General features: G+C 62.0%; 19 protein-coding genes and 1 pseudogene. 14 read left to right on the forward strand and 6 right to left on the reverse strand.

What is annotated here, in order from left to right:
- Positions 1–26: 26 nt before the first annotated feature.
- Positions 27–527, reverse strand: a pseudogene (locus MY55_RS24595) (7TMR-DISMED2 domain-containing protein); the annotation flags it as partial.
- Positions 524–1327 carry a response regulator transcription factor gene (locus tag MY55_RS08405; protein ID WP_043572089.1) on the reverse strand — a complete coding sequence of 268 codons (804 nt, stop codon included), beginning with the start codon at positions 1325–1327 and terminating at the stop codon, positions 524–526. The pseudogene MY55_RS24595 and the gene MY55_RS08405, both read right to left, overlap by 4 nt.
- 514 nt (positions 1328–1841) lie before the next feature.
- Here MY55_RS08405 and MY55_RS08410 point away from each other — a divergent pair.
- The 11 genes from MY55_RS08410 (at position 1842) to MY55_RS08455 (ending at position 16827) form a co-directional block, all read left to right on the forward strand.
- A complete protein-coding gene (locus tag MY55_RS08410; protein WP_065202250.1) occupies positions 1842–3260 on the forward strand; it encodes a hypothetical protein in 1419 nt (472 codons plus the stop codon).
- 13 nt (positions 3261–3273) lie between these two features.
- Positions 3274–5409 carry a LodA/GoxA family CTQ-dependent oxidase gene (locus tag MY55_RS08415; RefSeq protein WP_043572091.1) on the forward strand — a complete coding sequence of 712 codons (2136 nt, stop codon included), beginning with the start codon at positions 3274–3276 and terminating at the stop codon, positions 5407–5409.
- Positions 5406–6593: an NAD(P)/FAD-dependent oxidoreductase gene (locus MY55_RS23380; protein ID WP_122983719.1), complete on the forward strand. Its 1188-nt coding sequence runs from the start codon at positions 5406–5408 to the stop codon at positions 6591–6593. Before MY55_RS08415 ends, MY55_RS23380 begins: the two co-directional genes overlap by 4 nt.
- 92 nt (positions 6594–6685) lie before the next feature.
- On the forward strand, positions 6686–7756 hold the full coding sequence (locus MY55_RS23055) for a multicopper oxidase domain-containing protein (protein ID WP_099049621.1): 1071 nt from the start codon (positions 6686–6688) through the stop codon (positions 7754–7756).
- An 11-nt stretch (positions 7757–7767) separates the two neighbouring features.
- Positions 7768–8871, forward strand: coding sequence for a multicopper oxidase domain-containing protein (locus MY55_RS23060; RefSeq protein WP_099049622.1), 1104 nt, complete (start codon positions 7768–7770; stop codon positions 8869–8871).
- Positions 8872–8948: 77 nt separating this feature from the next.
- Positions 8949–10694, forward strand: coding sequence for a flavin monoamine oxidase family protein (locus MY55_RS08430; protein WP_081284651.1), 1746 nt, complete (start codon positions 8949–8951; stop codon positions 10692–10694).
- Positions 10695–10697: 3 nt separating this feature from the next.
- A complete protein-coding gene (locus MY55_RS08435; RefSeq protein ID WP_065202252.1) occupies positions 10698–12383 on the forward strand; it encodes an alpha-keto acid decarboxylase family protein in 1686 nt (561 codons plus the stop codon).
- Positions 12384–13125: 742 nt separating this feature from the next.
- Positions 13126–14181 (forward strand): DNA-binding protein, encoded by a 1056-nt coding sequence (locus MY55_RS08440; RefSeq protein ID WP_047249361.1) that lies wholly within the window; start codon positions 13126–13128, stop codon positions 14179–14181.
- A gap of 98 nt (positions 14182–14279) precedes the next feature.
- A complete protein-coding gene (locus tag MY55_RS08445) occupies positions 14280–14912 on the forward strand; it encodes a hypothetical protein (protein ID WP_043572097.1) in 633 nt (210 codons plus the stop codon).
- 166 nt (positions 14913–15078) lie between these two features.
- Positions 15079–15807 (forward strand): pseudouridine synthase, encoded by a 729-nt coding sequence (locus tag MY55_RS08450; RefSeq protein ID WP_043572099.1) that lies wholly within the window; start codon positions 15079–15081, stop codon positions 15805–15807.
- 18 nt (positions 15808–15825) lie between these two features.
- On the forward strand, positions 15826–16827 hold the full coding sequence (locus MY55_RS08455) for a hypothetical protein (RefSeq protein ID WP_043572101.1): 1002 nt from the start codon (positions 15826–15828) through the stop codon (positions 16825–16827).
- Positions 16828–16948: 121 nt separating this feature from the next.
- Here MY55_RS08455 and MY55_RS08460 read toward each other — a convergent pair whose 3' ends face one another.
- Complete coding sequence (locus tag MY55_RS08460; protein ID WP_043572103.1) at positions 16949–17647, reverse strand: glutathione binding-like protein; 699 nt, start codon at positions 17645–17647, stop codon at positions 16949–16951.
- Between the two features lie 166 nt (positions 17648–17813).
- Between MY55_RS08460 and MY55_RS08465 the strand changes: the two genes are divergently transcribed.
- Positions 17814–18359, forward strand: coding sequence for an RNA 2'-phosphotransferase (locus MY55_RS08465; RefSeq protein ID WP_043572105.1), 546 nt, complete (start codon positions 17814–17816; stop codon positions 18357–18359).
- 46 nt (positions 18360–18405) lie between these two features.
- Positions 18406–19044, forward strand: a complete 639-nt coding sequence (locus tag MY55_RS08470; RefSeq protein WP_043572106.1) for an SOS response-associated peptidase — start codon at positions 18406–18408, stop codon at positions 19042–19044.
- A gap of 28 nt (positions 19045–19072) precedes the next feature.
- Here MY55_RS08470 and MY55_RS08475 read toward each other — a convergent pair whose 3' ends face one another.
- The 3 genes from MY55_RS08475 to MY55_RS08485 form a co-directional block, all read right to left on the reverse strand.
- Positions 19073–20332 carry a Y-family DNA polymerase gene (locus MY55_RS08475; protein WP_043572108.1) on the reverse strand — a complete coding sequence of 420 codons (1260 nt, stop codon included), beginning with the start codon at positions 20330–20332 and terminating at the stop codon, positions 19073–19075.
- Entirely contained in the window at positions 20329–20757 is a 429-nt protein-coding gene (locus MY55_RS08480; protein WP_047257641.1) for a LexA family protein, read from the reverse strand. The genes MY55_RS08475 and MY55_RS08480 overlap by 4 nt, the downstream gene beginning before the upstream one ends.
- Positions 20758–20838: 81 nt before the next feature.
- Entirely contained in the window at positions 20839–23700 is a 2862-nt protein-coding gene (locus tag MY55_RS08485; protein ID WP_065202253.1) for a diguanylate cyclase, read from the reverse strand.
- A 209-nt stretch (positions 23701–23909) separates the two neighbouring features.
- Between MY55_RS08485 and MY55_RS08490 the strand changes: the two genes are divergently transcribed.
- A complete protein-coding gene (locus tag MY55_RS08490) occupies positions 23910–25316 on the forward strand; it encodes a purine-cytosine permease family protein (RefSeq protein ID WP_065202254.1) in 1407 nt (468 codons plus the stop codon).
- The last annotated feature ends 24 nt before the right edge of the window (positions 25317–25340 follow it).

Below are 25340 nucleotides of genomic sequence, written 5' to 3' on the forward strand. Positions count from 1 at the left end.
CGATAGGCCGTTTGCGTCCATAGCTCAGGCGAAATGCTGATGATGGAACGACTGCGGATGCGCAGGACAAAGCGGATGCTTTCACCCGGCGCCAAGGTGATGGGAAACACCGACAGCAGCGCGGGAACGGGGTGCTGGGCCAGCGGAATGCGGGTGCCCGCCAGGATGGCCTGCTCCACCTGAACATGATGCGGCGGCAGCCGATAAAAACGGATGTCCTCCAGCCGGGACGAGCCGACGGAAAGCCAGCGCGTCACCGGCTGGCTGCCGCTATTGTCAAGCTGCCCTTGCAGCCAATAAGTGTCGGAAGAGAAGCCGGCTGTCAGCCGTTTGAGCGTGGCGGCCTGCCAGTTGGGGCTCGCGAGCGCCTGGGTAAGCGTCAAGCGCTTGCCCGGCTCCCGCATGATGTCCAGTTTTTCATTTGGCTGGACATGCTCGGGCGCGCCGGCCAAATCGACAGGGACGGCCGCCCCGGCCCAGCCGCAGCAGGCCAGCAGCAGCCAGAGCAAGCAGGCGCGCCAGATCATGCGCCCGCATCTCCGGCATGGCGCAGGCTGGTAGGCGGGCAGCCGAACCTGTCTTTGAACGCGGTGGAAAAATTGGCCGGGTTGCCATAGCCGGTGGCCTGCGCGATCGACTGCACCGGCAGGTCGGTTTCCACCAGCAAGCGCCGCGCCTCCTTCATCCGGGCCTCGCGCAGGAAATCGAACACCGTCATGCCCGCGCAGCTGCGAAAGGCCTGGTTCAGCCGCCGGGTGTTGGTGCCCACCGCCTGCGCCAAGCCGGCCAGCTCCGGCGTGACATCCAGCGCCGCCAGCAGCAACTTGCGAGCGGAGCGGTACAGCACCCCGTCCAGTCCGCCCGCCTTGGGTTCTTTGCTTTTATCTGCCGGCGCGGCCGGCGGCTGCGAGCAAGGCGGGGTCATCCGCAGATGGATGCACAAGCGCATCCGGACTTCCTCGAAATCAAAAGGCTTGGTGACGTAGTCCACCGCGCCGGCGGCCAAGCCTTCCACCCGTTCCTTGGGCAGTGCGGACGCGGTGAGAAACAGCAGCGGAATGGTGGAGGTTTGCTGATTGGCTTTCAGCAACCGGCAGGCGGTCAGCCCGTCGCATCGCGGCATGGAGATATCCATCAGGATCACATCCGGCTGCACTGCCTGCGCTTTGTGATAGCCATCCCGGCCATCCTCGCCGATGTAAAGGCGGCAACCGTGCCTTGACAAAAAATCCATCAGCAGCATGCGGTCCTGCGCATTGTCGTCGACGATCAGGACGCGCAGGCCACGAAGGCCTGCGTCGGGAGGTGCAGAAGCGATCTGATTCATACTTATTACTATGACATAGCTAGGCTGTGTGCGCCTAATTTAAAATGACAAATGAATTGTCTTTTGTTGGCGCAAGGAGAAATTAATATCCTTGCGGCAAATCTTTCCAGCCCTTGTGCAAAAGCGGCGTCTTCTGGCTTGGCTATGACTGGCATAGCATGTGATTGCATTGAAATGTTAAGCGCCATGCTTTGGCGTCTGGCGAAAATAAAACTGCGAAAGCCAGCATTGCCAAATTCAAGTCATGGCAAGTTGCATATCGCAGTGGACTGGCGGCAAGCGCATCCATGCCTGAATGGATGGTAGGGCTGCTTGGATGTATAGGCGCACCGAAAATGCAGAAGGGTGTGCCTGCAAGGCATGAGGTGATTTTCTCGGCAGATGGGATCGAAGTAGATCCGCGCCTGATTGTATGGATTGAGTTCCACGGTTTGAGTATTTCTCACTTACTCTCTTTGCAGCTTGCTGGGTAGGCCGGCTGCGATCGTATTCTACGCATTCATGGAGACATCCAATGAAGATTTTCTCCTTGCGCACCAAGGCGTGGCTGGGCTTGGCGATTGGCGGCGCCGCGTTGTTGAGCGGTGTGATCGGGGCCGAGCAGGCGTATTCGCCCGAAAATAGCGCGGTGGCGGTGGCAGGCAAGGCCGCAAATTCCTGTTTGCCTCAAGAGGGATGGTTTCCCCATCGGCAGACGCTGGAGCCAAACTCCGGACAGTTCGCTGCCGACGCCAGCAATTGCGCCTTCCATCAATGGTCATGGCAAATGTTTCTGTGGCTGACGCAGGCGCTGCCAGACCCAGATCATCAGGGGCAGACTCTGCCGCGTTTCCTTACCTTTCCGGACCCCCGTATCCTGCGAGGCAAGTCCCAGTCATCGGCCGACAGCTTCCTGCCGGCGCTGAACTTGAAGGATGACAGGCCGCTAGACGAATACCTGCAAGCGGGGCCGGATGGCATGCTGGTCGACCAGAATGGCCGGCTTGTTTACTACTCGATGTATCTGAATGATGTTTTCGCCAACTTCGTCAAAGAGCAGGGCCTGAACAGCGCGGAACGCATCCGCGATTTCAATCCGGGCATTAACTATCCGGTAGGAACATTGACCTTGAAGGCGGCTTGGAAGGTGCTGTCAAGCGAGGAACAGAAACGCAATGACGTATCCCACAAGTTTTATACGCGAACGGCGGAGGTATATCCGCTTAAGAAGCGCGGGAAGGGATTCGAATTAGACCGAACTTACCCTCAAGAGGTTGTATTGGCCTTGGTTGGCTTACATGTTGTCGGCACCACGCGGCATCACGAAGAAATGATCTGGGCTTCCTTCGAGCATGTCGACAACGCGCCGGATGTCGATGCCGGAGCGATACAAGACCCCAAAACGCCGGTTTCGGACCGGGACTGGAGTTTTTACGCCAAGAACACGCCGCTTTCCGCTTGCAATCAGAACCTGGCGTCCAGCGGCAAGTTGGAGCTGGATGAGACCCGCCAGACATTCACTCCCGTCACGCAGGTGTGCCGGATGTATCCGTACGGCAGCGGTCCGGACAAGCAGCCAGCCAACGCCGCCAATATCAAGGCGCTGAATACCGCGGTGCGCAATAAGCTCGAGGGGCCGTGGAACAATTATTTCGAAGTCGGGGCCATCTGGTTCGATACCCAGAAGGGTAAGCCGCTGCAAGCAAATTGCAACTTCCAGCCCGGCGCCAACCAGTGCGGGGTGGTGCTGGCCGGATCCACGAGGTTGTCCAACGCTGCCATCGAAACGTTCACCCAGTCGCAGAGCAGCATGGACAACTGTTTTGCCTGCCATCAGACCATGCCGCATTACGGCGGACCGGGGCAACAAACCCTGCCTGGGAAGAACCTTAGCATCAGCCACATCATGAACAATCTGTATTTCGACCTGCAATCGTCGAAGAAGTCGAACTAAGGAGGATGACTTGATGAGCGATTACATTCTGCGGGTGCACCCGGCCATTAATATCGCGCGCGTGGGGAGCAGCGATGAGTTCTACATTGCGCCAGAAACACCTGCTGGCGAAAGCCTGCCGGATAGCGATCTATTGGGTGGTTTGCCTATCAAGGCCGGCACGGAAAATACGCCGATCGACGAAAGCGATTTTCGCGACGCGCAAGGGTTGGTCAAGCGGCAGGCGGCGCGTTTTCGCATCTTCGCCTATCTAAAGGGCGAGCATCTGAATCAGTATCCGATGGGTCCGCAGGCTCAGCCGGTGGAAGTGGTGCTGGGTGCCCGGCTAGGCGCCAAAATAGTGAAGGACATCATTTGGACCGTGCATGTGGCGAACAAGAAGCTCAACAACTTCGCCATCGGGAGCGATGGGCTGGATGGCTATGACGATCCAGCCAGCGTGCCGCTGCGCAATGGCTATTATCCCAATCTGCCGCCCAACTTCCCATTGCTGCCGACGACGAATGGCTCGCCGTATTGGCGCGAAATTCTGAGCAACGCCAAGCGTTGCATGGATTTGGTGATCGATCCTGGCCCGCGCAGCATCAGCGCCTTTCATGATCAAGGCAAAACCAAGGCCTTTTCGAAGCGTGAACGCGCCTGTTTTGCCGATGGCAAGGGCAATATCCAGTTTTTGGATTACCCGCAACATTTTCCCGATGATGCCCACCCGTATCTGGAGCAGCCCTTGGGGCCGATCGCCTCCCTGGGGGAGTTGCGAGTCGATGCCCAAGGGCGCTTGCTCGTCACCGGGGGTTTTGGCCATACGGCGGGGGTAAAGCTATCGGCAACGGGGCTGCCACCAAGCCTGGCCAACTCAACCGAGAATGGACTGTGGTTTGACGATACGTCAGATGGCCCGGTCAATGCGGTGGTGGTGTTCGATGATGGAAGCTGCGAGGCCCATGGTGCCTGGGTGGTGACTGGCGATCCCGGCTATGCGCCGCAAATCCGCAATGTCGTGTCCGCCTGGGACGATATTTTCGACATGTGGGTGCGTGAACTCGATTTGATGCCGAGCCTCTACCGTGGTAACGCATTCAACCATGGCGAGTATCAGCCCTGTTTCCGCCATCAGGTGCAGCCTATTTTCCGGGCGGCCATGTTGCAGCGTTGGGGCACCAATTTACCGAACCATGTTGTGAATGCCCATGATGGGGTGGGCGCCATTCAGCCCACGACGGATCCCGGCGCGATCATTCAGGACTTGGAAAAACTGATCCGCAATCCGGAAGGCTCGCCCCAGGAAATGCAAACGGGCCGGCCGCTGATGCCCTTGTCTTTGGGCGACGCTCGCAAGAGCTTCCTGACAGTGACCCGCAGCCAATATTTCTTTTTGCAGTGTTGGCACAAACAGCAGTTTTCGGCCGAAGACGCGATGCCCTTGAGCGTGGGAGAGAAACTGGACTATGCCGCGCTGGCCAACTGTTTGGGCGGCCGTTACAGCCCGGGCATCGAGGTGTCTTTCCCGGTGCGGGACCGCAATCTGTACATCCAGAATTGGCGCGAGCGCGACTGCGGCCCCTTCCGTATCAATCAGGCTCGGATCGATTACGCCAACATCGACAGCGGCGAGCCTGTGCTGCGTTGCGGCTATGTGCCGCGGCAAATCGGAGCGGTGGAGCCGGGCGATCTTTCCAAGTTCATGTCGGTGCCTTGGCATACCGATTACAACTCCTGCGCAGTCCACCTGCCCAAGCCGAATCCCATCAATGTAGATGGCAACGGCACTCCATACCCTAACAATGTGCTGTTCTGGTCGTGGCCGGCGCAGCGCCCGGTGCAGGTGTTTCCCAAGTCCAGTTGCGATTACGACCCGGCAACGGGAACCTGGAAATTGGGCAATCAGGTGTTTTCCATCCGCGGAGTCGGAACCGAGACGGAATACCCGGCCAGAGCGGGCAGCTTCCGAGAGCATGCAGATTATATGCGGCAATGGAACAAGACCGGCTTTGTGATCCAAGGCTTGCAGATTCCATCCGCGCAGGGAGGCAGCTATGGCGGCAAGCTGTTCCTGGAGGTGTCCAGCCAGTGGGGCCCGGAGGAGGGACCGCCAGTGCAGCCGTTTCCTACGGCTTCCGTGCCGCCTGAGCCTGAGGGGAAGGTTTGACGACGCGGAGCCTGGCGCTGCAAACATGCGATGTGGCGGAAGCGGAAGCCGTCCGTGTCGCGGTCATCGGCGCAGGCGTGGCAGGCTGCGCCGCTTCCCTCAGCTTGCTGGCTTGCGGCGTGGATGGGGTGCTGATGCTGGACAGCGACTCAGGCGGGAGGGCGGATCGGGTAGGAGAGTGCCTGCCGCCTTCGTGCGCGCCGATTTTGCAAAGCCTGGGTGTGTGGAATGACTTTCTGGCCCAGGGGCACTTGCCCAGTGTGGGCAGCGCTGCGTGCTGGGGGCGAGACGGCTGGGGCTTCAATGATTTCCTGATTGATCCGCACCGTTGCGGCTGGCATTTGGATCGCCAGTCTTTCGACGCGAGCATGTTGGCGGCGGCACAACAGCGCGGTGCCCGCTTATGGAAGGGGTGCCGCTTGCGCGGCTTGGCGCGGCGCGACACCGGTGGCTGGCTGCTGGATTTGGAGAGGGAAGGCCAGGCGCTCCTGCAACGGGCGGACTTTGTGCTGGATGCCAGCGGGGCCGCCGCCGTCGTGGCGAGACGCCTTGGCGTGATGCGCAACGAAATAGACTGCCTGAACGTGTCATATGCCTATTTGCACTGTGATGATGCCATGGCCTTTCCCGCGCGCTCCTGGCTGGAGGCGGTGGAAAATGGCTGGTGGTACGCGGCTGGCGTGCCGGGCGGCAGGATAGTCGCGGCTTATGCGACGGACCGCAAAAATCCCGCAAAGCCGCAAGGCCCGGTGGCGTGGATGGCGGCATTGCAAAGCACCCGCCATCTATGGCCGGTCATGCTGCGCGCGCGTCCCGCCTCCATGCCGGGCGCGGTGCGGGTGGCGGCCGCGCCCAGCGCCATTCTGAGCAATGTGGCGGGCCGGGACTGGTTGGCCGTGGGCGATGCGGCGTGCAGCTATGACCCATTGACGGCGCATGGCATTTTGAAAGCCTTGCAAGACGGAGAGGCTGCGGGGCGGGCGGTGGCGAATGATTTGGGTGGAAATCCCCAGGCCATGCACGATTACCAGAATGGCATTTTCACCCGCTTTTCCGACTACTTGCGCTTGCGAAACCGTTTGTACAGCGAAGAGGCGCGCTGGCGGCATATGGATTTCTGGGCGCGGCCCTTGACGCAAGCGGCGCGGGGCGCTGGCGGCGGACCGGGCGCGGCTGTGGATTGACACCAATGGCGCCTCTGATCGGATGGAGCGCCTATTGATGGTCGACGAGTTTGCGCTGCGCCGTTGGGCGCAGCTTTTCAGCGGAGGAAAATATGCAGCACATCGCAAGCAAACGGGTTATCACTCGACTGGCCGCCGCCGCTCAAGGCGTGCTCATGTTGGGATGGGCCGTGCTGGCGGCAGCGGAACCGCTGCCTGATCCCACGGCAATCGCGGATCCGCCACCGCTGCACCCCCGCGATCTATCCGAGCCTAAGCCTAAAAAGGGGACGCTGCAGCTGCAGAACTTCATGTCCCTCCCAGCTTTGTCGAAATCGGAGTCTGGCGTATTTGACAAGCCGGAATTCCTGACTCCTGATACTGTGGATCTGGATTTGGAAGTTGCGATGCTGAGTGGAAAGATACGCAATCCATCGGCAGACAAAGAGGGAGAGGCGCATTTTGACCGCGTCCTGCTGCGCGGCTACCGCCCCTGGTGCGATCCTGGAGAGAATGGAAAGCCATGCCGGGCATCACGGGTCACCAAGTCATTCATCGCGCCTTTGATCCAGGCCCATCCGGGTCAAACGGTTCGAATCACGCTGCACAATGATCTGCCGCCTGATCCGAGTTGCGTTTCTCAAGGGGGGAGCGCGAATAAGCCGCACTGCTTCAATGGCACCAATTTGCACACTCACGGCTTATGGATCAATCCGGCCGGCAATAGCGACAATGTGCTGCTCGCCATTCACCCCGGGGTGGCTTTTCAGTACGAGTACAACATCCCGTTGGAGCATCCGGCTGGAACCTACTGGTATCACACGCATCTGCATGGATCAACGGCGCTGCAAGTGTCCAGCGGCATGGCAGGTGCTTTAATCATTCGCGGCAACAGGCAGCCTCAACTGGATGGAAATCAGGCCAATTCCAGTCAGAAGAATTCACATGTCCATGGAGATCTAGACACGTTGTTGGTGTCAAGAGATAAAGATCAGTTCCAGGAGCATACCTTTGTCTTTCAGCAAATCCAATATGCTTGCCGTGGAAAAGATAGAAAAATAAAACCAAAAACGATGAGGAAGGCGGGCCTTATCGTTGTGATGATGGCGATATTGGGCAGGTTGATGGTTACGATCTGTTCGGTCCTGGTCGGTGGGAAAAGTCTGGCCGTTATACCAGTATAAACGGAGTGGTGATGGGCAAACTCCAGAATGCGAAGGTAGGTAAGGTGCAGCGCTGGAGAATGATACATGGCGGTGTGAGAGATACCATTGCTTTGGAAATTCGGCGCCGCGAACCCATTTCCAATGAAAGCGCGCAGAGTATTTCTGGACTTACGGCGGAACAGACTCAGGACTATGTCAATAAAGAGTGCACCGGCGAGCCCATCCCCTTCACTTTGGTGGCCGCGGATGGTTTGACTATGGCGCAAGCCATGCAGAAGAAGCGGCTAGTTTTCCAGCCTGGGTACCGCTGGGACGCTTTGATGGTTTTTCCGCAAGCTGGTGATTATTGCCTAATTAACAAAGTAGGCCGCTCCAATATTGACCTGGTTCAGCCTTACACAAGACTGCTGGGCATGATCCATGTCAATGCAGCAAATATGCCAGTTGTGCCCGATGACATCGATGGCAGCATCAAGCGCCATCTGCAAAATCTGTTGATCAAAGCTGCGCAAGATAACTACCGCTCCGCCGTAGCAAAGTTGGTGGTGGCGGATCTGCGGAATGATATGAAGCTAACCCGCTTTGTGCCGCATGCGGATATCCAGGACTCGGAATTGACTGGCCAGCAGCGACTGGCATTTAACATAGACACCCAGTCTGTGAAAGGCCAGTCATTCTATCAGATTGATGGCAAGCCCTACGATGGCGGAAGAATAGACCGTACTCTCCCATTGGGTGGCGTGGACGAATGGACGCTGACGTCGGACTTTGCCAGCCATCCCTTTCACATTCATGTCAATCCATTCCAAATAGTCAAAATTATCAATCCGAAAGGTCAAGATATTAGCGGGCCAATGCCACAAGCTGATGACGACGACGATCAGTATCATGGCATGAAAGGGATGTGGAAAGACACGCTGTGGATCAAGAGCCTGTTTGACGGCACTTCCGGGGGTGAAAAGGATGCGGCGGCGGGAAGATACACCTTTATAGTGCGCACCCGTTACCAGCGTTATGTCGGAGATTTTGTGCTGCATTGCCACATTTTGGACCATGAGGATCAGGGCATGATGCAGAATGTGCGCATCGTTTTGCCGGATGCCCAAGGAAATCTGACAGCAGGCCATCATTAGCAATGGACTGAGAGCCGTCTCAATTAATTTTCTAAGTGATTATCCTGAAGCATCAGCAAGCAACTTAAGGAAAATATATGAGCAATTTATATCTGGACACTGCCATTGTCGGTGGTGGCGCTTCTGGCGCGTATAGCGCTTGGCGTTTGCAGCAAGCTTATGGCGAGGAGCGTAAAATCGCCTTGTTTGAATACAGCAACCGCATTGGCGGACGACTATATACGGTGACTATGCCAGGCCTGCCCAATGTCAAGGCAGAAGTGGGCGGCATGCGTTATATTCCGGATCAGCACTATATGGTTGCCAATCTCATCGGCCACCTTGGTCTTGCCACCAAGCCCTTTCCGATGGGGGAGCCTGCGCCGGTCGGGTCCAGCTGCAATATATTTTATTTGCGCGGCAAGCACTTCCGTCTGCACGAATTGTCCGATCCGGAGAAGGTCCCTTACAACCTTTCCTGGTCGGAGCGCGGCCTTGGGCCGACGAATCTGCAAGTGCAAGTGATGAATTATATTTACCCCAATATGCAGAATCTGTCACTGTGTCAGCAGATGCAGGTTAAGGCGTATGGCAAGCACCTCTGGCAGTACGGTTTCTGGGATCTGATGTTCCGCGCTCTGTCCAATGAAGGCTATCAATTCATGAAGGATGCGGGCGGATATGATGCCAATGTGGCGAATGCCAATGCGGTGACTCAATTGCCGGCGACGGAATATAGCGACAGCACGATATTTCTGACCTTGAAGGATGGCTACGATCAGCTGCCGATTCGCTTGGCGCAGGCATTCAATCATGAACTCCCGGGCCTGGCTCCCAAGGGAGAGCGGATTTACATGAATCATTGCCTCACCGAGATTCATGAAAACACTGGCGAATATCGCTACAAGCTGGTTTTCCGTCCGACCAAGGTGCAGCAGCATGAGGGCGGGCTGCGTTCTTTGCTTGATCATGGCGCCGACCCCATCGTTGTCTATGCCAAGCACATCGTGCTTGCGATGCCGCGCCGCTCGCTTGAACTGATCAAGTCTGATTTCTTTTTTAGCGATCCTTGGCTGAAAGAAAATCTGAAGTCGGTGCTGATCCAACCGGCGTTCAAGCTATTCCTGGCCTACGAGCGCCCCTGGTGGCGTTCGCTCGGCCTGGTGGCTGGCCGCTCGGTCACGGACCTGCCCATCCGCCAAGTCTATTACTTCGGCACGGAAAGCGAGCAGGACGGCGGGCAGCCTTGGCTGAACTCCTTGCTGATGGCGTCATACAACGACATCAGCACGGTGCCGTTTTGGAAGGGGCTGGAAGCGGGGCCTGCGTTCAACGGTTATCGTCCGGACTGCATCGAAGCAGACAGCAGCAATGTTGTTCCGCAGATGGAACATGTGGCTACCGAGGAAATGGTATTTGTCGCGAACAAGCAAGTGGCGGAAGTGCATGCCCAGCAGCAGATTCCGAGCCCGTATTCCGCCGTGTACCATGACTGGAGCGACGACCCCTATGGCGGCGGTTGGCATGAGTGGAAGGCGAATTACCGGCTGGACCAGATCATGTGGCAAATGCTCAAGCCGGTTGATGCGCACAATATTTTCATCGTCGGCGAGGCGTATTCCATAGGCCAAGGTTGGGTTGAAGGGGCGCTGTGCACCGCAGAGCAGATGCTGGAAAAGCATTTCCAGCTGAAGCGGCCAGGCTGGCTGAAAGAAGGCTATGAGCTGATGCCTGTGCCGGAGGGTGGCTGCGGCGAGTTGTGCGGCTGCATCCCGGCCAGCGCCATGGGGTCGACGCTTGAGGCTATCACGCCGAACTGTCTCAAGTGCGCGCAGGAGGGCTAAGCGATGACGGCATCGACTCCCGCCTACACGGTTTCAAACTACATACTGGATCGCTTGCGGCAGCTTGGCGTCCAGCATCTGTTCGAAGTTCCCGGCGACTACGCATCGATTTTCTTGAACACGCTCGATGAATGTCCCGCCATCGAGCGCATCCCCAACATCAATGAATCGGGCGTCGGTTATGCAAGCGATGGCTACGGGCGTTTCAAGGGCGCGGCGGCGTGCAGCGTTCAATATGGCGTCGGCACCTTCTCGATACTGAATTGTTTTGCCGGCGGTTTTGTCGAGCGCGTCCCCATGGCGCTCATCGGCCCTAGCCCCAGCACGCAAAATCGCGAGCTTGCCCGTACTGAGGGGATACTGTTCCACCACAGTACCGGCAATCTGAACGCCGATATGCGGGTTATGGAAAATGTGACCGCTGCGGCCGTCGCCATCCATGATGGCGCGAGCGCGCCAGCGTTGATCGACGAGGCGCTGACGGCGATGCTCACTCACCGTCGTCCAGTGTATATCGAGGTGTGGCAGGATATCTTCGGCGTGGAATGCGCGCGGCCCAGAGGCGAGTTGCGAGCGGTCGAGACCGCAAGCGAGCCTGCTGCGTTGCAAGCCATGCTGGATCTGGCGTGGCAAACCATAAGCGATGCCGCGCTTCCGGTGTTTTGGCTGGGCGTTGAAATCCAACGCTATGGCCTGCAAGAGCTGGCGCAGCAGCTGGTCGATGCGAGCGGTCTGTTTTTCACGACCACCAGTCTTGGCAAAACCGTGCTAGACGAAAGCCAGGCTTCCTTTATCGGCACCTATGCCGGGCCAGCCTCCCCCGCGTTGACCCGCGAGGTGATGGGCAGCGCCGACTGCGTGGTGGCGCTAGGCGCCATCATCACCGACGATTACCTCGGCATCATGGCGCAGGACTATGCCAGGATGGTGGAGATCAACGATGAAGCCGCGCGCATCGGCTGCGGCCATTATCAAGGCGTGTATCTGCGCGATTTCATGCAAGGCTTACTGGCGCGATTTCAGCGGCGGGCGAGCGCGCGGCGCTATCGCCTGCCGCAAGTCAGCCCCGATCCGCAGCCCAGCTTGCTGCCGACTGACGGGCTCACCTATGACCGCTTTTATCATGTGCTCGGGGATTGGCTGATTCAGGAGGGCCATATCCGGCAGGCCAAGCTGATTCTGGGCGAGAGCACCAGCTTGTATGTTTTCGGCAATCTGTTTGGCATGCCGCGGGATGCCTTTGTCGCGCAGGCCGCGTGGGGCTCGCTTGGCCATGAGACGGGCTGCGCGCTGGGCGTCGAACTCGCCACCGGCCAGCGCCCCTTGGTGGTTGCCGGCGATGGCGGCTTCATGATGATTTGCCAGGAAATCTCCAGCCTGGTTCGCCAGCGCTCCAATGCCGTCGTGTTTGTCATGTCGAATGCCGGCTACGCCATCGAGCAAGCTTTCGTGAATCTCAATGCCTTCACGCCGCAAGACAACTACGCGGCTTTTGATTTGCTGCCGAATTGGGATTACCTCGCATTGGCAAAGGCATTCGGCGCGCGCGGGCATGTTGTTGAAACTGTCGATCAGCTGCGCAAGCTGCTCAAGCAGTTGGAGCATATGGACGGGGTGCCCAATATCGTGCAAGTGAAGATACCGTTGAAGGATCTGCCGCCGCAGCTGCGGCGTTTGGCAAGCGGTTGAAGTGCTAGTTAGGCATAGGTTTGTTCTGGCTTGTGTGGGCGTTGAGGGGGGCGAGGAGCTTGCCTGCGAGCGCAAGCGGGACGATATATCGCAAAAAACAGCGCGGCGCCTTGCCGGGGAGTCCGGGGGGAGAGCCGCTTGGCGCGCGGGGCGGCCTGGCAGCCGGGCGCGTGGGCGTCCGCCGCAGATTGTTCGTGCGGGCTGGGGCAATGGTCGCGCGATTCGGCCCCGGCTTGTCGGCCCTGGGTGACGATAGGAGGGGCTTGCCGGGGCGTCGGCGCCAAGTTGACGGGGCGCAATGGCGCGCGTGTCGCAGTCAGCGTTCGACGCTGTGGCAATGCGGCATTCCGGTCCCGCGCGGCGGTAAAACGCTTCGTCCGACTGCGTTCTATTCCTTCTTGCTGGCGGCCGGAGGAATCGTAAACCATCCAGGCGGACTGGGTGGCCGGCATCGCCCGCATTCCTGGTTTTGCGGCGGGGAGCGGGGGCAGTCCAGGGCTTGTGTTGATGCGGTGGGGTAGGGGGGTGGAGCGAGGTGCGGATTTTTGGCATGCGCCGAAAGCTTGCGGGGGGCGGTCGGTGTATTGGTTTGCTTGGTGGTAATCATGGAAAAACTTCCGATAAGTAAAATTATCGGAAAAATATAGAATAAATAGTAAATTAATAATGTAATACGTAATATATTTATCAATAGATTTTTGCTACACTCCACGCCAAGTTGCCCAAGGGCAGGGAGAGAACAATGGCTGCAGATATTTACGCGAGGATCCGCCAGGCGGCGTTTGAGCTGGTGGGCGAGGGGGTGTGGCCCACCGTGGTGGATGTGCGGACCCGCCTGGGAAGCGGCTCCAACACCACCATCAACAACACGCTGAAGGAATGGCGGCAGGAATTTTTAGGCCGGGTGGCCGCCTCGTCGCGGCGGCCGGATTGGCCGCCCAGCCTGGCGGAAGCTTTTGAACAGGTGTGGCAGAAGGCTTGCGACGAAGCGGAGCAGCAATTGAGCGCGGTCCGGCAGGAGGTGGAGGCGGAGGCAGCCGAGCTGCGCGCGGCGCTGGATGCCAGCCGGGAGCAGGCGCAAAAAACCGAGGCCGAGCTGCAATCGTTGCGCCATGAGCTGGAATTGCGCGCCGCGCGGCAAGTCGAGCTGGACAGCCAGTTGCAGCGGGAGCGGCTGGAGGTGGAGTCGCTGCGGCGTGAGCGGCAGGAATTGCGGCAGACCGCCGAGTCGCAACGCCAGGCCCTGACCGTGGCGCACAGGGAGGCGGAATCCCGGCTGCTGGAAATGGCGGACCGCCACGAGCAGCAGCTGCGCGAGGTGCAGGAGGAGGCGAACCGCAAGGAGGCGTTGGCCTATGAACGCCTGGAAGGCTTGCGCGTTCGTCTGTATCAGCAGGTGGAAGACGAGCGCCAGGAAATGAAGGGGCAGCAGCAAAAGCTGGAGGGCGCGCTGCTGCAGGCGCGGCAGGACGCAGCCAAGGTGGAAAACCTGTGGCGCGAGCGGGTGCTGGAGCGGGAAAGGGAAAACGGCGGCCTGCAGGCCCGGCTCGATCTGCAGCAACAGCAGGGCGATTCGCTGCGGCAGGAGGCGCGCCAGCAGGAGCAGGCGGCGGAGGCCGCGCGGGAGAGGCTGCTGGGCGTGACGGCCGAACTGGCCGGGCTGCAGGCGCTGCACGCGATGCGGCGCGAGCAATGGCTGGAGCGGCTTGGCGCGGCGCTGCGCGCCGGCGCCTTGCCGGCGGAGCCGGAGGCGGTGCAGCCCTGGCTGGCCGCGCTGTTGGCCGAGCCTGTCCGGTAGCCGCGCGACCTGTCCTGTGGGACATGCCGGTTTTTCCGCGGCCGGCGCGGCCTTGGCTATGCTGAATGGGTTTCATCCCATCCAAGAAAGGAGCCGCTATGACTGTGCAAGGATATGCCGTTCTCTACCTGGCGTTCATCATCGTGCTGTTTGCCGCTTTGGTTTGGAAAACCCCCGTTCTGCGCGACCGCGGGCCGTTGGCGCCGGGCGTGGCCGATGGCCAGCAAACCTTCAGCCTGGCGCGCAGCCAACTGCTGTGGTGGACGCTGTCGGTGGCGCTGGTGGCGGGCTGGCTGCTGATCGTCACCGGCAATCTGCTGTCGCCCACGCCGCAGGTGCTGGCGCTGCTCGGCATCAGCGCCGGCACTTCGGGGCTGGCCAGCCTGGTGGGTCAGCCTGATGGCGGCGCGCAGGCCGCCGCGCTCGGCGGCTCCCGCGGCTGGGTGCGGGATGTGCTGGAGGACGGCCAGGGCATTTCGGTCCACCGTTACCAGGCCTTGCTGGCCAATGCCGGCATCGGCCTGGTGTTCATCTACAAATCGCTGGAGCTGAAGGCTTTCTACGCGATTGATCCGATGTGGCTGGGCGTGTTGGGCGTCAGCAGCGTGCTGTATGTCGGCATGAAGTCGCGCGAAACCGCGGCCGTCGGCGCGGAGGCGCTGTCGGCGCCGGCGCTCATCCAGCCGCAGGCGGTCAAGCCGGGCAACACGCCGCCGGCGCTGCAGGTCTGACGCCGCGCCGCTTTTCGCAGGCAGAGGCCGCCGCGGCGGCCTCTGGTCATTTTGACGCGGACCATGGCCAGTCCCGCCCCGATCCCCTACAATAACGGTCAATTCAATCAAGGCGGCCTCTGCGTGCAACGCGACCGGAGTCCGCTTTTTCATTACGGAAAGACAAATGGAACCTGTACGCCTGTCAAAACGCATGGCCGAGCTGGGGCTGTGTTCGCGCCGGGAGGCTGACAGCTATATCGAGCAAGGCTGGGTCAAGGTGGATGGCGAAGTGGCGGTGTTGGGGCAGAAAGTGCTGCCGCACAACCAGATCGAGGTCGACAAGAAGGCGCAGGATGCCCAGTCGGCTCGCGTCACCATCTTGCTGAACAAGCCGATGGGCTATGTTTCCGGGCAGGCGGAAGACGGCTACGAGCCAGCGGTGGTGCTGATCACCCCGGAAAACCACTGGGCCGAGGACGGCAGCCGCAAGCGCTTCCAGGCCTCGCACCTGCGCGGGCTGGCGCCGGCCGGCCGGCTGGACATCGATTCGGTTGGCCTGCTGGTGCTGACCCAGGATGGCCGCGTGGCCAAGCATCTGATCGGCGAGAACTCGTCGGTGGAGAAGGAATACCTGGTGCGGGTGGAAGGCCAGCTGAACGCCAACGGCCTGGCCCTGCTCAATCATGGACTGGAGCTGGACGGCAAGAAGCTGCTGCCGGCCAAGGTGAGCTGGCAGAACGAAGATCAGTTGCGCTTCGTGCTGCGCGAAGGCAAGAAGCGGCAGATCCGCCGCATGTGCGAGATGGTGGGCCTACGTGTGGTGGGGCTGAAGCGCATCTCCATCGGCAAGGTCAAGCTGGGCAACCTGCCCACCGGCCAATGGCGCTATCTGCGCGACGACGAACAGTTCTGATTCGACGGGAGGGGCGGCATGTTCGAACGGCTGCGGCGCATCCTGGGGCTGGACCCCGAAGCCCGGCGCGAGGCTAGGGCGCTGGCCGGCCAGGTGGAACAATTGATAGACGCTTGCGACAAGCGCCTGCGGCTGCTGCCCGGCTATTTCGACGCGCTGGCGCCGGGCATGCGCGTGTCGCAGGCCTATCTGTCCACGCTGACGGCGCAACTGCCGCCGGTGCTGGAGCTGTCCTTGCCTGGCTTTGCGCGCGATCCGCGCCTGGGCCTCTTGTTCGCCGGCCCCTCCAGCCTGCTTGCCTTTCTGGAAAGTAGCGAAGTGCTGCGCGACTTCTTTCTTCGCGCGGGCAACGGCGACGAAGCCTGGGCCTTGCTGACCATGCAGCGCAGCGAAACCAATCGCTTTGGCGTGGCGATGGAAAACGGCGAGCTGCGCAACGACGTGGCGCAGGTGGTGGTGAGTTTCGACGGCCACCGGCTGATGATGCCCAGCCCCAGCCAGGAACGCTTCCGGCTGGATTCGGGCGCGCACGCGCTGGACGTGATGGTTTCGGTGATCGCGCGCCGGCTAAGCCTGATGGAACAGGCGCGCCAGCAGCTGGAGGCCGAACAGGCGCGCTTGCAACTGCGCCGGCTGTCGCTGCAATCGAGCAATTGCGTGGTGGTGGATTGCCAGTCCGGTGATGAGAGCCTGCCGGAAACGGCGGCCGCCGTCGATGCCCGGCTGGCGGAAATCAACCCGCAGCTGGACGAGTTGCGCGGCCATGCCAGCCTGGAAGGCCTGCTACGCACGGTGCGCGAAGTACTGGAGCAGCCAGCGGATTACTTCAGCCTGCAGACGGTGACGTTGCGGCTGAGCCGGATGGGCGTCAAGGTGGATGGGGATGCGGAGGACGCCACCGAGCTGGCGCTGGAGGAAGTGGTGTTGGGCAGAATGCTGCCGATCCGCCGGGCTTTGGTGCCGGTGCGCATCCGCCGCGACGACATCGCCGAATTGCGCCGCCAGTTTGGCGGCGATTGAGCGAAAAGCCGGTGCAGGCGCGGCGGGAGCGGCTATGCTGAATACAGTGAGAGTTTCAATCGGCCTCAGGGCGGTCGGTTGAATCTGCCCCGACCTCCTGGCCGGGGCTTTTTTATGCGCGTCAGCCGCGCGGCTTGCCGTCCTGGCCAAACAAAATGGCGCGCGAGGCCTCGGTGAGCGTGGGGGTGGTGTTGACGCTTTCCGCCAGCTTGTAGGCCCTCTGCACCGCCGGCCGCGCCGCGATGCGGTCGAACCAGCGTTTCAGCGCCGGAAAATCGTTCAGATCCTGGCGCTGTTTTTCATGCGGCACGATCCAGGGGTAGCAAGCCATGTCGGCGATCGAGTACTCGCCGGCGATGTAGTCGCGGCCATCCGACAGCCGGGTGTCCAGCACCCGGTACAGGCGGGCGGTTTCGCGCACGTAGCGGTCTATCGCGTACGGGAGCTTCTCCGGCGCGTACTGGGTGAAATGGTGGTTCTGCCCGGCCATCGGCCCCAGGCCGCCCATCTGCCAGAACAGCCATTGCAGGACGTCGTTGCGGCCGCGCAAATCTTGCGGGATGAAGCGGCCGGTCTTGTCGGCGAGATACAACAGGATGGCGCCGGATTCGAACAGGCTGATGGCGGCGCCGCCGTCGGCCGGCGCCTGGTCGACGATGGCCGGGATGCGGTTGTTGGGCGAGATGCGCAGAAAATCAGGCTGGAATTGCTCGCCCTGGGAGATGTTCACCGGGAGCAGCCGGTAGGGCAGCCCGGTTTCTTCCAGGAATAGGGTGATCTTGTGGCCGTTGGGCGTGGTCCAGTAATGCAGGTCGATCATGGCGGGCTTCCTGTGGCTTTGGGTATGAAGTCATGACATGAGGGCATGGGAGCGTTTTCAAAGGGGCCGCGCGGGATTTCGCCTGCGCGCCTGGCTGCGAGGGTCCGGTCTGGAAAACGCCCGGCATGCGGTATGATGCGCCCATGAAAATCAACGGCACACAATCATGAGCCAAACATTGGACTCGCACTCCCGCTTCATCAGCCTGGTGCTGCGGCATCAGCCGCAGGCCATCGGGCTGGCGCTGGACGAGCAGGGATGGGCGTCTTTGGATGAGCTGGTGGCCAAGGCGCGCGCGGCGGGCCGCCAACTGAGCCGGGAGGTGGTGTTGGACATCGTCCGGAATAGCGACAAACAGCGCTTCGCCATCAGCGCGGACGGCCTGCGGATCCTCGCCAATCAAGGGCATTCGGTGCGGGTGGATCTGGACCTGACGGCGCAGGAGGCGCCGCCGCGGTTGTTTCACGGCACGGCGCGCCGCTTTCTCGCGGCTATCCGCGCAGAGGGCTTGCGGCCGGGGCAGCGCCATCACGTTCACCTGTCCAATTCGGCGGAATTGGCGGCCTCGGTCGGCGCGCGGCATGGCGCGCCGGTGGTGTTGACGGTGGATGCCGCGGCGATGCAGCGCGCCGGGCTGGCGTTTTATCAGTCGGCAAACGGCGTATGGCTGGCCGACGCGGTGCCGCCGCAGTTTCTGGCATTCCCGGAATGACGGCGATGCCAGGCGGGGCCGGCCGCCGGCGCGCGGGAGAGCGGCGATGTGCGTGAATTTTTTGCCGCCGTCCCGGCGCCAGATGCGGGAATGCTTCGGCGCGGAGATCGGCGACTGGCAGTGGCGGGACGAGGCCTGGCAGGATTACCTGGCGCCGATTCTCACCCGCGACGGCGTGAGGCTGGCTTCCTACGGTTTCATTCCCAAACGCCATCAGCCGCTGGGCGCGCGGCTGTCCACCATGAACGCGCGCGCGGAAACCATAGGCGAATTGCGCAGCTACCGCGATGCCTGGCGCCGTTGCCAGCTGTGCCTGGTGCCGATGCAAGCCTTTTTCGAGCCCTGCTACGAGCGCGGTCGCGCTGAGCGTTATCGCATCGGCCTGGCGGACGGCGCGCCGTTCGCCGTGGCCGGCTTGTGGCGCGAATGGCGCGAGGCCGACGGCTCGATCAGCGCCGCCTTCACGCAGATCACCATCAATGCGGACGAGCACGCGCTGATGAACCGCATGCATAGGCCGGGCGAGGAAAAGCGCAGCCTGGTGATCATCGAGCCGTCGCAGTACGACGCCTGGCTGAATTGCCGCAATCCGGAGGCCGCGCGCGCCTTTTTGGCGGCGTGGCCGGCGCAGGACATGGCCGCCGAAGCGCCCGACTTGCCGAGCCAAGGCTCCTTGTTCGACTAGCCGTCCGGCTGGGAATCAGGGCGCCCCGTCATTTGACCCGCAATATCTGGTCCAGCCGGGTGGAGTAGCAAGGTGAGCGCTGATCCTGGCGCATCTCCCAGTTTTTCGTCAGCGCTTCAGCTCCCAGCCGCAGGCTGTTGCGGCCGTATTCGCGGTTGATCGCGTCCATGGTTTGCATCAGCTTTTGCCGGCGCGGGTCGGGCGCCTGCTGAAACAGATCGGTCTGGCGAATGCCGCGCGGCGAGATTTCCATCAGGATCACGCCCGCTTTCTGGTAAAGCAGCCCACGCCGGTAGACCGCGCGCAGGCCGGCGAGCGCGGCGCGCGCCAGCGTTATGGTATCGTCGCTGGGCTGCGCCAGCGGCATGGCGACATAGCCGTTGTAGGGGGCGCCCAGGAAGGGGCTGGTGCGTATGCTCACCGCCACCAGCCCGGCCACGCTGTTCTGCTGGCGCAGCTTTTCCGCGGCATGGCTGACGTGGTGGCTGATGGCGGCCGCCAGCACGTTCAGGTCGCGCGGTTTTTCGCCGAAGGAGCGGCTGGATAGGATTTGCTGCCGGGCCGGCGCCACTTCGCCCAGCCGCAGGCAGTTGACGCCGTTCAGCTCCGCCACGGTGCGTTCCAGCGTCACGCTGAACTGGCGGCGGATCTGATGCGGATCGGCCTGTTTCAGCTGCAGGGCGGTATGGATCCCCAGAACTTCCAGTTTGCCCGCCAGCCGCGGGCCGACGCCCCAAACCTTGCCCGCCGGCAGCGTGGCCATCATCGCGTCGGCGTCCGCCGCGGACAGCCAGTCCCAGGAAAACACGCCGTCCCAACGCGGTTGTTTCTTGGCGATGTGGTTGGCCAGCTTGGCCAGGGTTTTGCTCGGCCCCAGCCCGACGCAGGCGGGGATGCCGATGCGGCGCAGCACGTCGCCGCGCATGCGCCGGGCCAGCGCCTCGGCGTCCGCCACGCCGGTGAGATCGAGGAAGCATTCGTCTATCGAGTACACTTCCTGGCCGGGCGCGTGGCCGGCCAGGATGGCCATCATGCGCCGGCTCATGTCGCCGTACAGCGTGTAGTTGGAGCTGAACACCGTCACGCCGTGATGCTTGCAAAGGCCGGCGATTTCGAAAAAGGGGCCGAACATCCGCAAGCCCAGCGCCTTCGCCTCCGCGCTGGCGGCCACCACGCAACCGTCGTTATTGCTCAGCACCACGATGGGTTTGCCGGCCAGGTCGGGCCGAAACACCCTTTCGCAGCTGGCGTAGAAGTTGTTGCCATCCACCAGCGCGTACTGGCTCATCGGAATTTCCTCACGCAGGCGGTCACCACCCCCCAGATTTGCAGCTCCTGCCCGGCGGCGGGCACGATGGCGGGGTAGGCCGGGTTTTCCGCCAGCAGCATCCAGCGGCCGTTTTTGCCATGCAGGCGCTTGACGGTGAATTCGCCGTCCATCGTCGCCACCACGATATCGCCATGGACGGGGGGCAAGCCCTTGTCCACCACCAACAGGTCGTCTTCCAGAATGCCCGCGTCGCGCATCGAATCGCCGGCCACCCGCACCATGAAGGTGGCGGGCGGGTCGGATACCAGATAGGCCTGCAGGTCGATGCTGGCGTCCATGCAGTCGCTGGCCGGCGATGGAAAACCGGCGCGCACCGGACATAGCGCCAGCGGAAGCGGGCGGGCGGCGGCCGACGGGCGGAGAGAGAGGGGGAAGGTGTTCATGCGCTGCGCAATTTGAAAATGTACAAATTCAAATTACGCCATTTTCTTACCGTTGGCAAATCCTGAGCCTGCGCGGTCGGCTCAGCCTACCCGCTGCAGCCGGTAGGTGTCGCGGCCGGCGTCCTTGGCGCGGTAAAGGCTCTCGTCGGCGATTTCCAGCAGGCGTTCCGGCGTGATGTCCGGGGTAAGGGCGAAGGCGATGCCTATGCTGGTGGACATGCGCAGCGTCTGCCGGTTGAGCTCGACATCCCGGCGCACCGCCGCCAGCAGCTTTTCCACCACGCTGACCGCGGTGCGCTCGGCGTCCAGGCCGATCAGCAGGATGACAAACTCGTCGCCGCCGAAGCGGGCGACGTGGTCGGTGGCGCGCACATTGCCGCGCAGACGGCGGGCGAATTCGCGGATCAGTTCGTCGCCGGCGGCATGGCCCAGGGTGTCGTTGACCTGCTTGAAGTGGTCGATGTCCAGAAACAGCAGCGCCAGCGCCTGGCGCTTCATGTAGTGGTGCTTGATCTCGTCGCCCAGCAGCTCCATGAAGGCGGAGCGGTTGAGCAGGCCGGTCATCGCGTCCTGCGTCACCTGGCTGCGCAGCTGGATTTCCCGCGCCCGCGCCTGGGTGATGTCCCAGATCATCACGTAAAAGCCCGACACCGAGCCGTCGGCGTGTTGCTGCGGGATGTAGCGGCCTTCCACATAGCGGCTTTCGCCGCGGACGTCCATTTCCTGCTCGAATGAAACCGCTTCGCCGGCCAGCGCCTTGCCGACATGGGGCAGGACCGCCGCGTAGGCGTCCTCGCCCAGGAAATCGCGCATGCGCATGGAAATGATTTGCTCCGGCCCGATGCCGAACAGCCGCATATAGGCCTTGTTGCAATAGCGGTAGCACTCTTCCCGGTCGACGAAGGCCACCAGCGCGGGGATGGAGTCGGTCACGGTTTTGAGCAGCGCTTCGCGCAGCACCAGATCGAGTTCGGCCAGCTTGCGCTGTGTGATGTCGCGCACGCTGACGCTGACGCTATCGCCGGCGCGGACGATTTCATGGTGGATCCAGGCGGGGTGCGAGGCGTCGAACACCTTGGGCACCTCTTCGGAGATGGCGTTGCCGGTTTCGATCACCTTCTTGTAGCTGTCGAAGTAATTGGGTATCCGGTAATCGGCCATCAGCCGCTTGAGCCTGCGGCCTATGGCTTCGTCGCGGCGCAGGTGCCACATCCGCTCCGCCTCGGCGTTGATGTAGACCACGTGGAAATCCTCCACTTCGCCGCCGGCGCCGCGCAGCGCCTCCATGATGATGAAGGCGTCCATATTGGCCTCGGCGGCATTGCGAAAGCGTTCCGCCGCCAATTCGGCCATCCGGTTGGACTGCAATACTTCATGCAGCAGCGGATGGGTGCGCCAGCGCAGGATCAGCGATCCCAGCGTCACCATCGCCAGCATGATCAGCGCGCTGGTTTCCAGGTCTTGCCGGATCGGCTCCATCAGGTCGGCCACCCGGATCTTGTAGCTGAAGGCCAGGCCGGTGCTGCCGACCGGCTCGTAGGCGCCGATCACGTTGCGGCCGGAGTAGTCGATGGTGTGCAGGGTGCCGCGTTGGCCGGAGAACGCCGGCCAGACGGTGAAGCGCGGGATATTGCCGGCCAGCGGGATGGTACTGCCCTTGTCCTGCGGCGACTGCGAAAAGCAGCGCAGGTAGCGGCTGTCGCGTCCGCACAGCGAGTAAATGCCGCTCAGGCCGCGGCTGGGCGCGGTGTCGGCGACGATGCGGTCGAACATGTCCAGCCGCTGCTCCAGCAGCAGCCGCGCGCTGCCGCCGGAGGTGCGGTAGGTGTCCACGGTGCGGTACAGGTAGTGGCCATTCCATAGCAGAAGGGCGCCGGCAGGGGAGTTTAGCGCCACCGACTGGCGCGGCCGGTTTTCGAAATAGCCGACCTGCACCAGCGTGCGGCCGGCGCTGTCCTGTATCGCGATGCCGTTCAGGTTCATGTGGTTCAGCGCCGCCAGCTTGGCGCCGGCGCCGGCGTCCACATGGCCGCTGCTTGCGGCCTCCAGCAGCGCCTGCATGTCCGGGCGTTGGTACAGGCGGCGGGCGATGTCGTTGCTGATATTGAATTGGGCATCCAGCAAGGCGGCGCGTTGCCGCGCGCTGTACAGCATCACCGTGCGCAGGCTTTGCTCGTGCGCGTTGCTGGAAATGCGGTAAACCAGCAGGCCAGTGGCGAGCGAAATGGCCACCAGCAGCGCGGTGGCGGTGAGAGAGGCCGAGTTGGCCAGGTCCTGCGAGCGCAAATGGCGGCGCGGCTCCAATCGCGTCAACGAGTACAGCCCCAGGCTGGCGATCATGACGCCGGCTGCGGTGAGCAGCGCCATCCGGGCCACCGTGCCCCAGCTGTACAGCAACTCCAGGCTGATCAAGTAGGCCGCGGCGCCCAGAACCCCCAGCAGCAGGGCGAAGGCGGCGCAGGCGCGCGCTGCCCGCCGCCAGCCGGCGTGGCCGGGCAGCAGGCATAGCCCGGCGCCCAGCGCTAGCAGCGCCAGCGCGGTGGAGGGCGCCATCCGCCCCGGGTGGGGCACCAGATCGTGCTTCCAGGCATGCAGGCGCGGAAAATCTATCCACCAGGTCTGCCCGCTGGCGTGCTCCAGCAATACCAGAACAGCGATGGCCAGCGTCAGCGCGGCCAGCAGGCGGTGCGCTTGCCAGCGGGGCCGCCACAGCGCCAGCCCCAGGCCCAATCCATACAAAACCAGACAGACAGCAGTGGATATCACCATGTGGACATTGTCCGGCAAAATGGATTCCGAATGCGCCAGCCAGCCGGCGATCACGCTAGCGCCCAGCAAAACCAGAGCCAGGCTGGCTACGCAGATCAGCAGCCGATGCCGGCGGTGAAGCAGTTGGCGCCGGAATTCGGCGATCGACAGGCTTATTTTGGGCACCGCTTCCATTGGGTAAGCCGATAGTGAAGGTCTCTAAGCCGAATGTTAGGACAAATACGCGGCGCGGGACGGGGTGCGGTAAGTGAAATTACATACCCACCGTCGGATCATGTGCTTGTCCGATGATTTGCGGCAAAACATTCCATGGGTATAAATTGCGAGGCAGGCGGATCCGCGTCAAGACGGCAGCCTCCCACCATGGAAAGAGAGAAACCATCATGCAAGCATCCAGGCAACCGCAGGCTGGGCTGATCGAGCGCCGGTCGATAGATTTCATTCCCGAAGACGAACGCCACGGGCGGGTTTTCAGCCAGTTCACCCTGTGGCTGGCGGCCAATCTGCAGATCACCGCGGTGATGACCGGCGCGCTGGCAGTAGTGCTGGGCGGCGATGTGTTCTGGTCCATCGTTGGCCTGCTATTGGGGCAGGCGCTGGGCGGAACGGTGATGGCGCTGCACGGCGCCCAGGGGCCGCGGCTGGGCTTGCCGCAGATGGTGGCCAGCCGCGCCCAGTTCGGAATCAAGGGCGCGGTGCTGCCGCTGGCGCTGGCCTGCGTGATGTATCTGGGTTTCAACGCCACCGGCATGGTGCTGTCCGGCCAGGCGCTGGGTCAATTGCTGAGCATCAGCGACCGCGCCGGCATCGTGTTGTTCGCGCTGACGGTGCTGGCTGCCGCCGCGTTGGGTTATCGCGCCATCCACAAGCTGGGACGCTACGCCAGCGCGCTGGGCCTGCTGGCTTTTCTGTACTTGTTTGTCCGGCTGGCCGCCGGTGTCGACCTGCCGGCGCTGGCATTGACGCACAAGCACTTCGATCCGGCCGCCTTCCTGACGGCCGTGTCGCTGTCCGCCTCGTGGCAGATCGCTTTCGCGCCATATGTGTCCGACTATTCCCGTTATCTGCCTTCCGCCACCTCGCCGTTCTGGACCGCTTTGGCGATAGGCCTGGGCTCAGGGCTGGGCGCGCAGATCGCCATGTCGCTGGGCGTGCTGGTGGCGGCGGTGGGCGGCGCGGCTTTCCGCGGCCATGAAGTAGCGTATTTTGTCGGCTTGGGGGCCAGCGGCGCCATCGCCTCCGGCCTGTTTTTCTGCGTGGCCTTCGGCAAAGTCACCATTTCTACGCTGAACGCTTACGGTGGTTTCATGTGTTGCAGCGCCATCGCTTCATCCTTGGGCGGGGCGCAGGCGACAATCGGGCAGCGGCGGCGCTGGGCGACGGTGGCCGCCATGGTGTTGGCGTCGGCGTGCATCGCGATCCTAGCCCAGCATGGCTTCCTGTCGCTGTTCAAATCCTTCTTGCTGTTTTTGCTGGCTTTCTTTACGCCATGGAGCGCCATCAACTTGGTGGATTTCTACCTGATCGCCGGCGGCAAGGCGGACGCGGCGGCGTTGGCCGACCCGCAGGGCAGGTACGCCGGCTGCGACTGGACCGGCATGGGCGTGTACCTGGCGGGCATCCTGTTGCAGCTGCCCTTCATCGACTGCGCCTTCTTCACCGGCCCGGTCGCCAAGCTGCTGGGCGGAGCGGACATTTCCTGGCTGGTAGGCTGGCTGGCCCCGGCGGCGCTCTACTACTGGCTGCGCCGGCCACAACGCCGGCACGTGGTGTCCGGCGCCATGCGCTGAGCCAGCCGGGCAGGCGCCACGGTA

The organism is Chromobacterium subtsugae (genome assembly GCF_001676875.1).
GTDB classification, from domain to species: Bacteria; Pseudomonadota; Gammaproteobacteria; order Burkholderiales; family Chromobacteriaceae; genus Chromobacterium; species Chromobacterium subtsugae.

Bases quoted from the DNA above. Each gene is read 5' to 3' on its own strand.
- MY55_RS08435 (WP_065202252.1), top strand. From the start codon at position 10,698: ATGACGGCATCGACTCCCGCCTACACGGTTTCAAACTACATACTGGAT.
- MY55_RS08480 (WP_047257641.1), bottom strand. From the start codon at position 20,757: ATGAACACCTTCCCCCTCTCTCTCCGCCCGTCGGCCGCCGCCCGCCCG.
- MY55_RS08485 (WP_065202253.1), bottom strand. From the start codon at position 23,700: ATGGAAGCGGTGCCCAAAATAAGCCTGTCGATCGCCGAATTCCGGCGC.
- MY55_RS23055 (WP_099049621.1), top strand. From the start codon at position 6,686: ATGCAGCACATCGCAAGCAAACGGGTTATCACTCGACTGGCCGCCGCC.
- MY55_RS08490 (WP_065202254.1), top strand. From the start codon at position 23,910: ATGCAAGCATCCAGGCAACCGCAGGCTGGGCTGATCGAGCGCCGGTCG.
- MY55_RS08410 (WP_065202250.1), top strand. From the start codon at position 1,842: ATGAAGATTTTCTCCTTGCGCACCAAGGCGTGGCTGGGCTTGGCGATT.
- MY55_RS08405 (WP_043572089.1), bottom strand. From the start codon at position 1,327: ATGAATCAGATCGCTTCTGCACCTCCCGACGCAGGCCTTCGTGGCCTG.
- MY55_RS08460 (WP_043572103.1), bottom strand. From the start codon at position 17,647: ATGATCGACCTGCATTACTGGACCACGCCCAACGGCCACAAGATCACC.
- MY55_RS08465 (WP_043572105.1), top strand. From the start codon at position 17,814: ATGAGCCAAACATTGGACTCGCACTCCCGCTTCATCAGCCTGGTGCTG.
- MY55_RS08430 (WP_081284651.1), top strand. From the start codon at position 8,949: ATGAGCAATTTATATCTGGACACTGCCATTGTCGGTGGTGGCGCTTCT.
- MY55_RS08415 (WP_043572091.1), top strand. From the start codon at position 3,274: ATGAGCGATTACATTCTGCGGGTGCACCCGGCCATTAATATCGCGCGC.
- MY55_RS08450 (WP_043572099.1), top strand. From the start codon at position 15,079: ATGGAACCTGTACGCCTGTCAAAACGCATGGCCGAGCTGGGGCTGTGT.
- MY55_RS08445 (WP_043572097.1), top strand. From the start codon at position 14,280: ATGACTGTGCAAGGATATGCCGTTCTCTACCTGGCGTTCATCATCGTG.
- MY55_RS08440 (WP_047249361.1), top strand. From the start codon at position 13,126: ATGGCTGCAGATATTTACGCGAGGATCCGCCAGGCGGCGTTTGAGCTG.
- MY55_RS08475 (WP_043572108.1), bottom strand. From the start codon at position 20,332: ATGAGCCAGTACGCGCTGGTGGATGGCAACAACTTCTACGCCAGCTGC.
- MY55_RS23060 (WP_099049622.1), top strand. From the start codon at position 7,768: ATGGGCAAACTCCAGAATGCGAAGGTAGGTAAGGTGCAGCGCTGGAGA.
- MY55_RS08470 (WP_043572106.1), top strand. From the start codon at position 18,406: ATGTGCGTGAATTTTTTGCCGCCGTCCCGGCGCCAGATGCGGGAATGC.
- MY55_RS08455 (WP_043572101.1), top strand. From the start codon at position 15,826: ATGTTCGAACGGCTGCGGCGCATCCTGGGGCTGGACCCCGAAGCCCGG.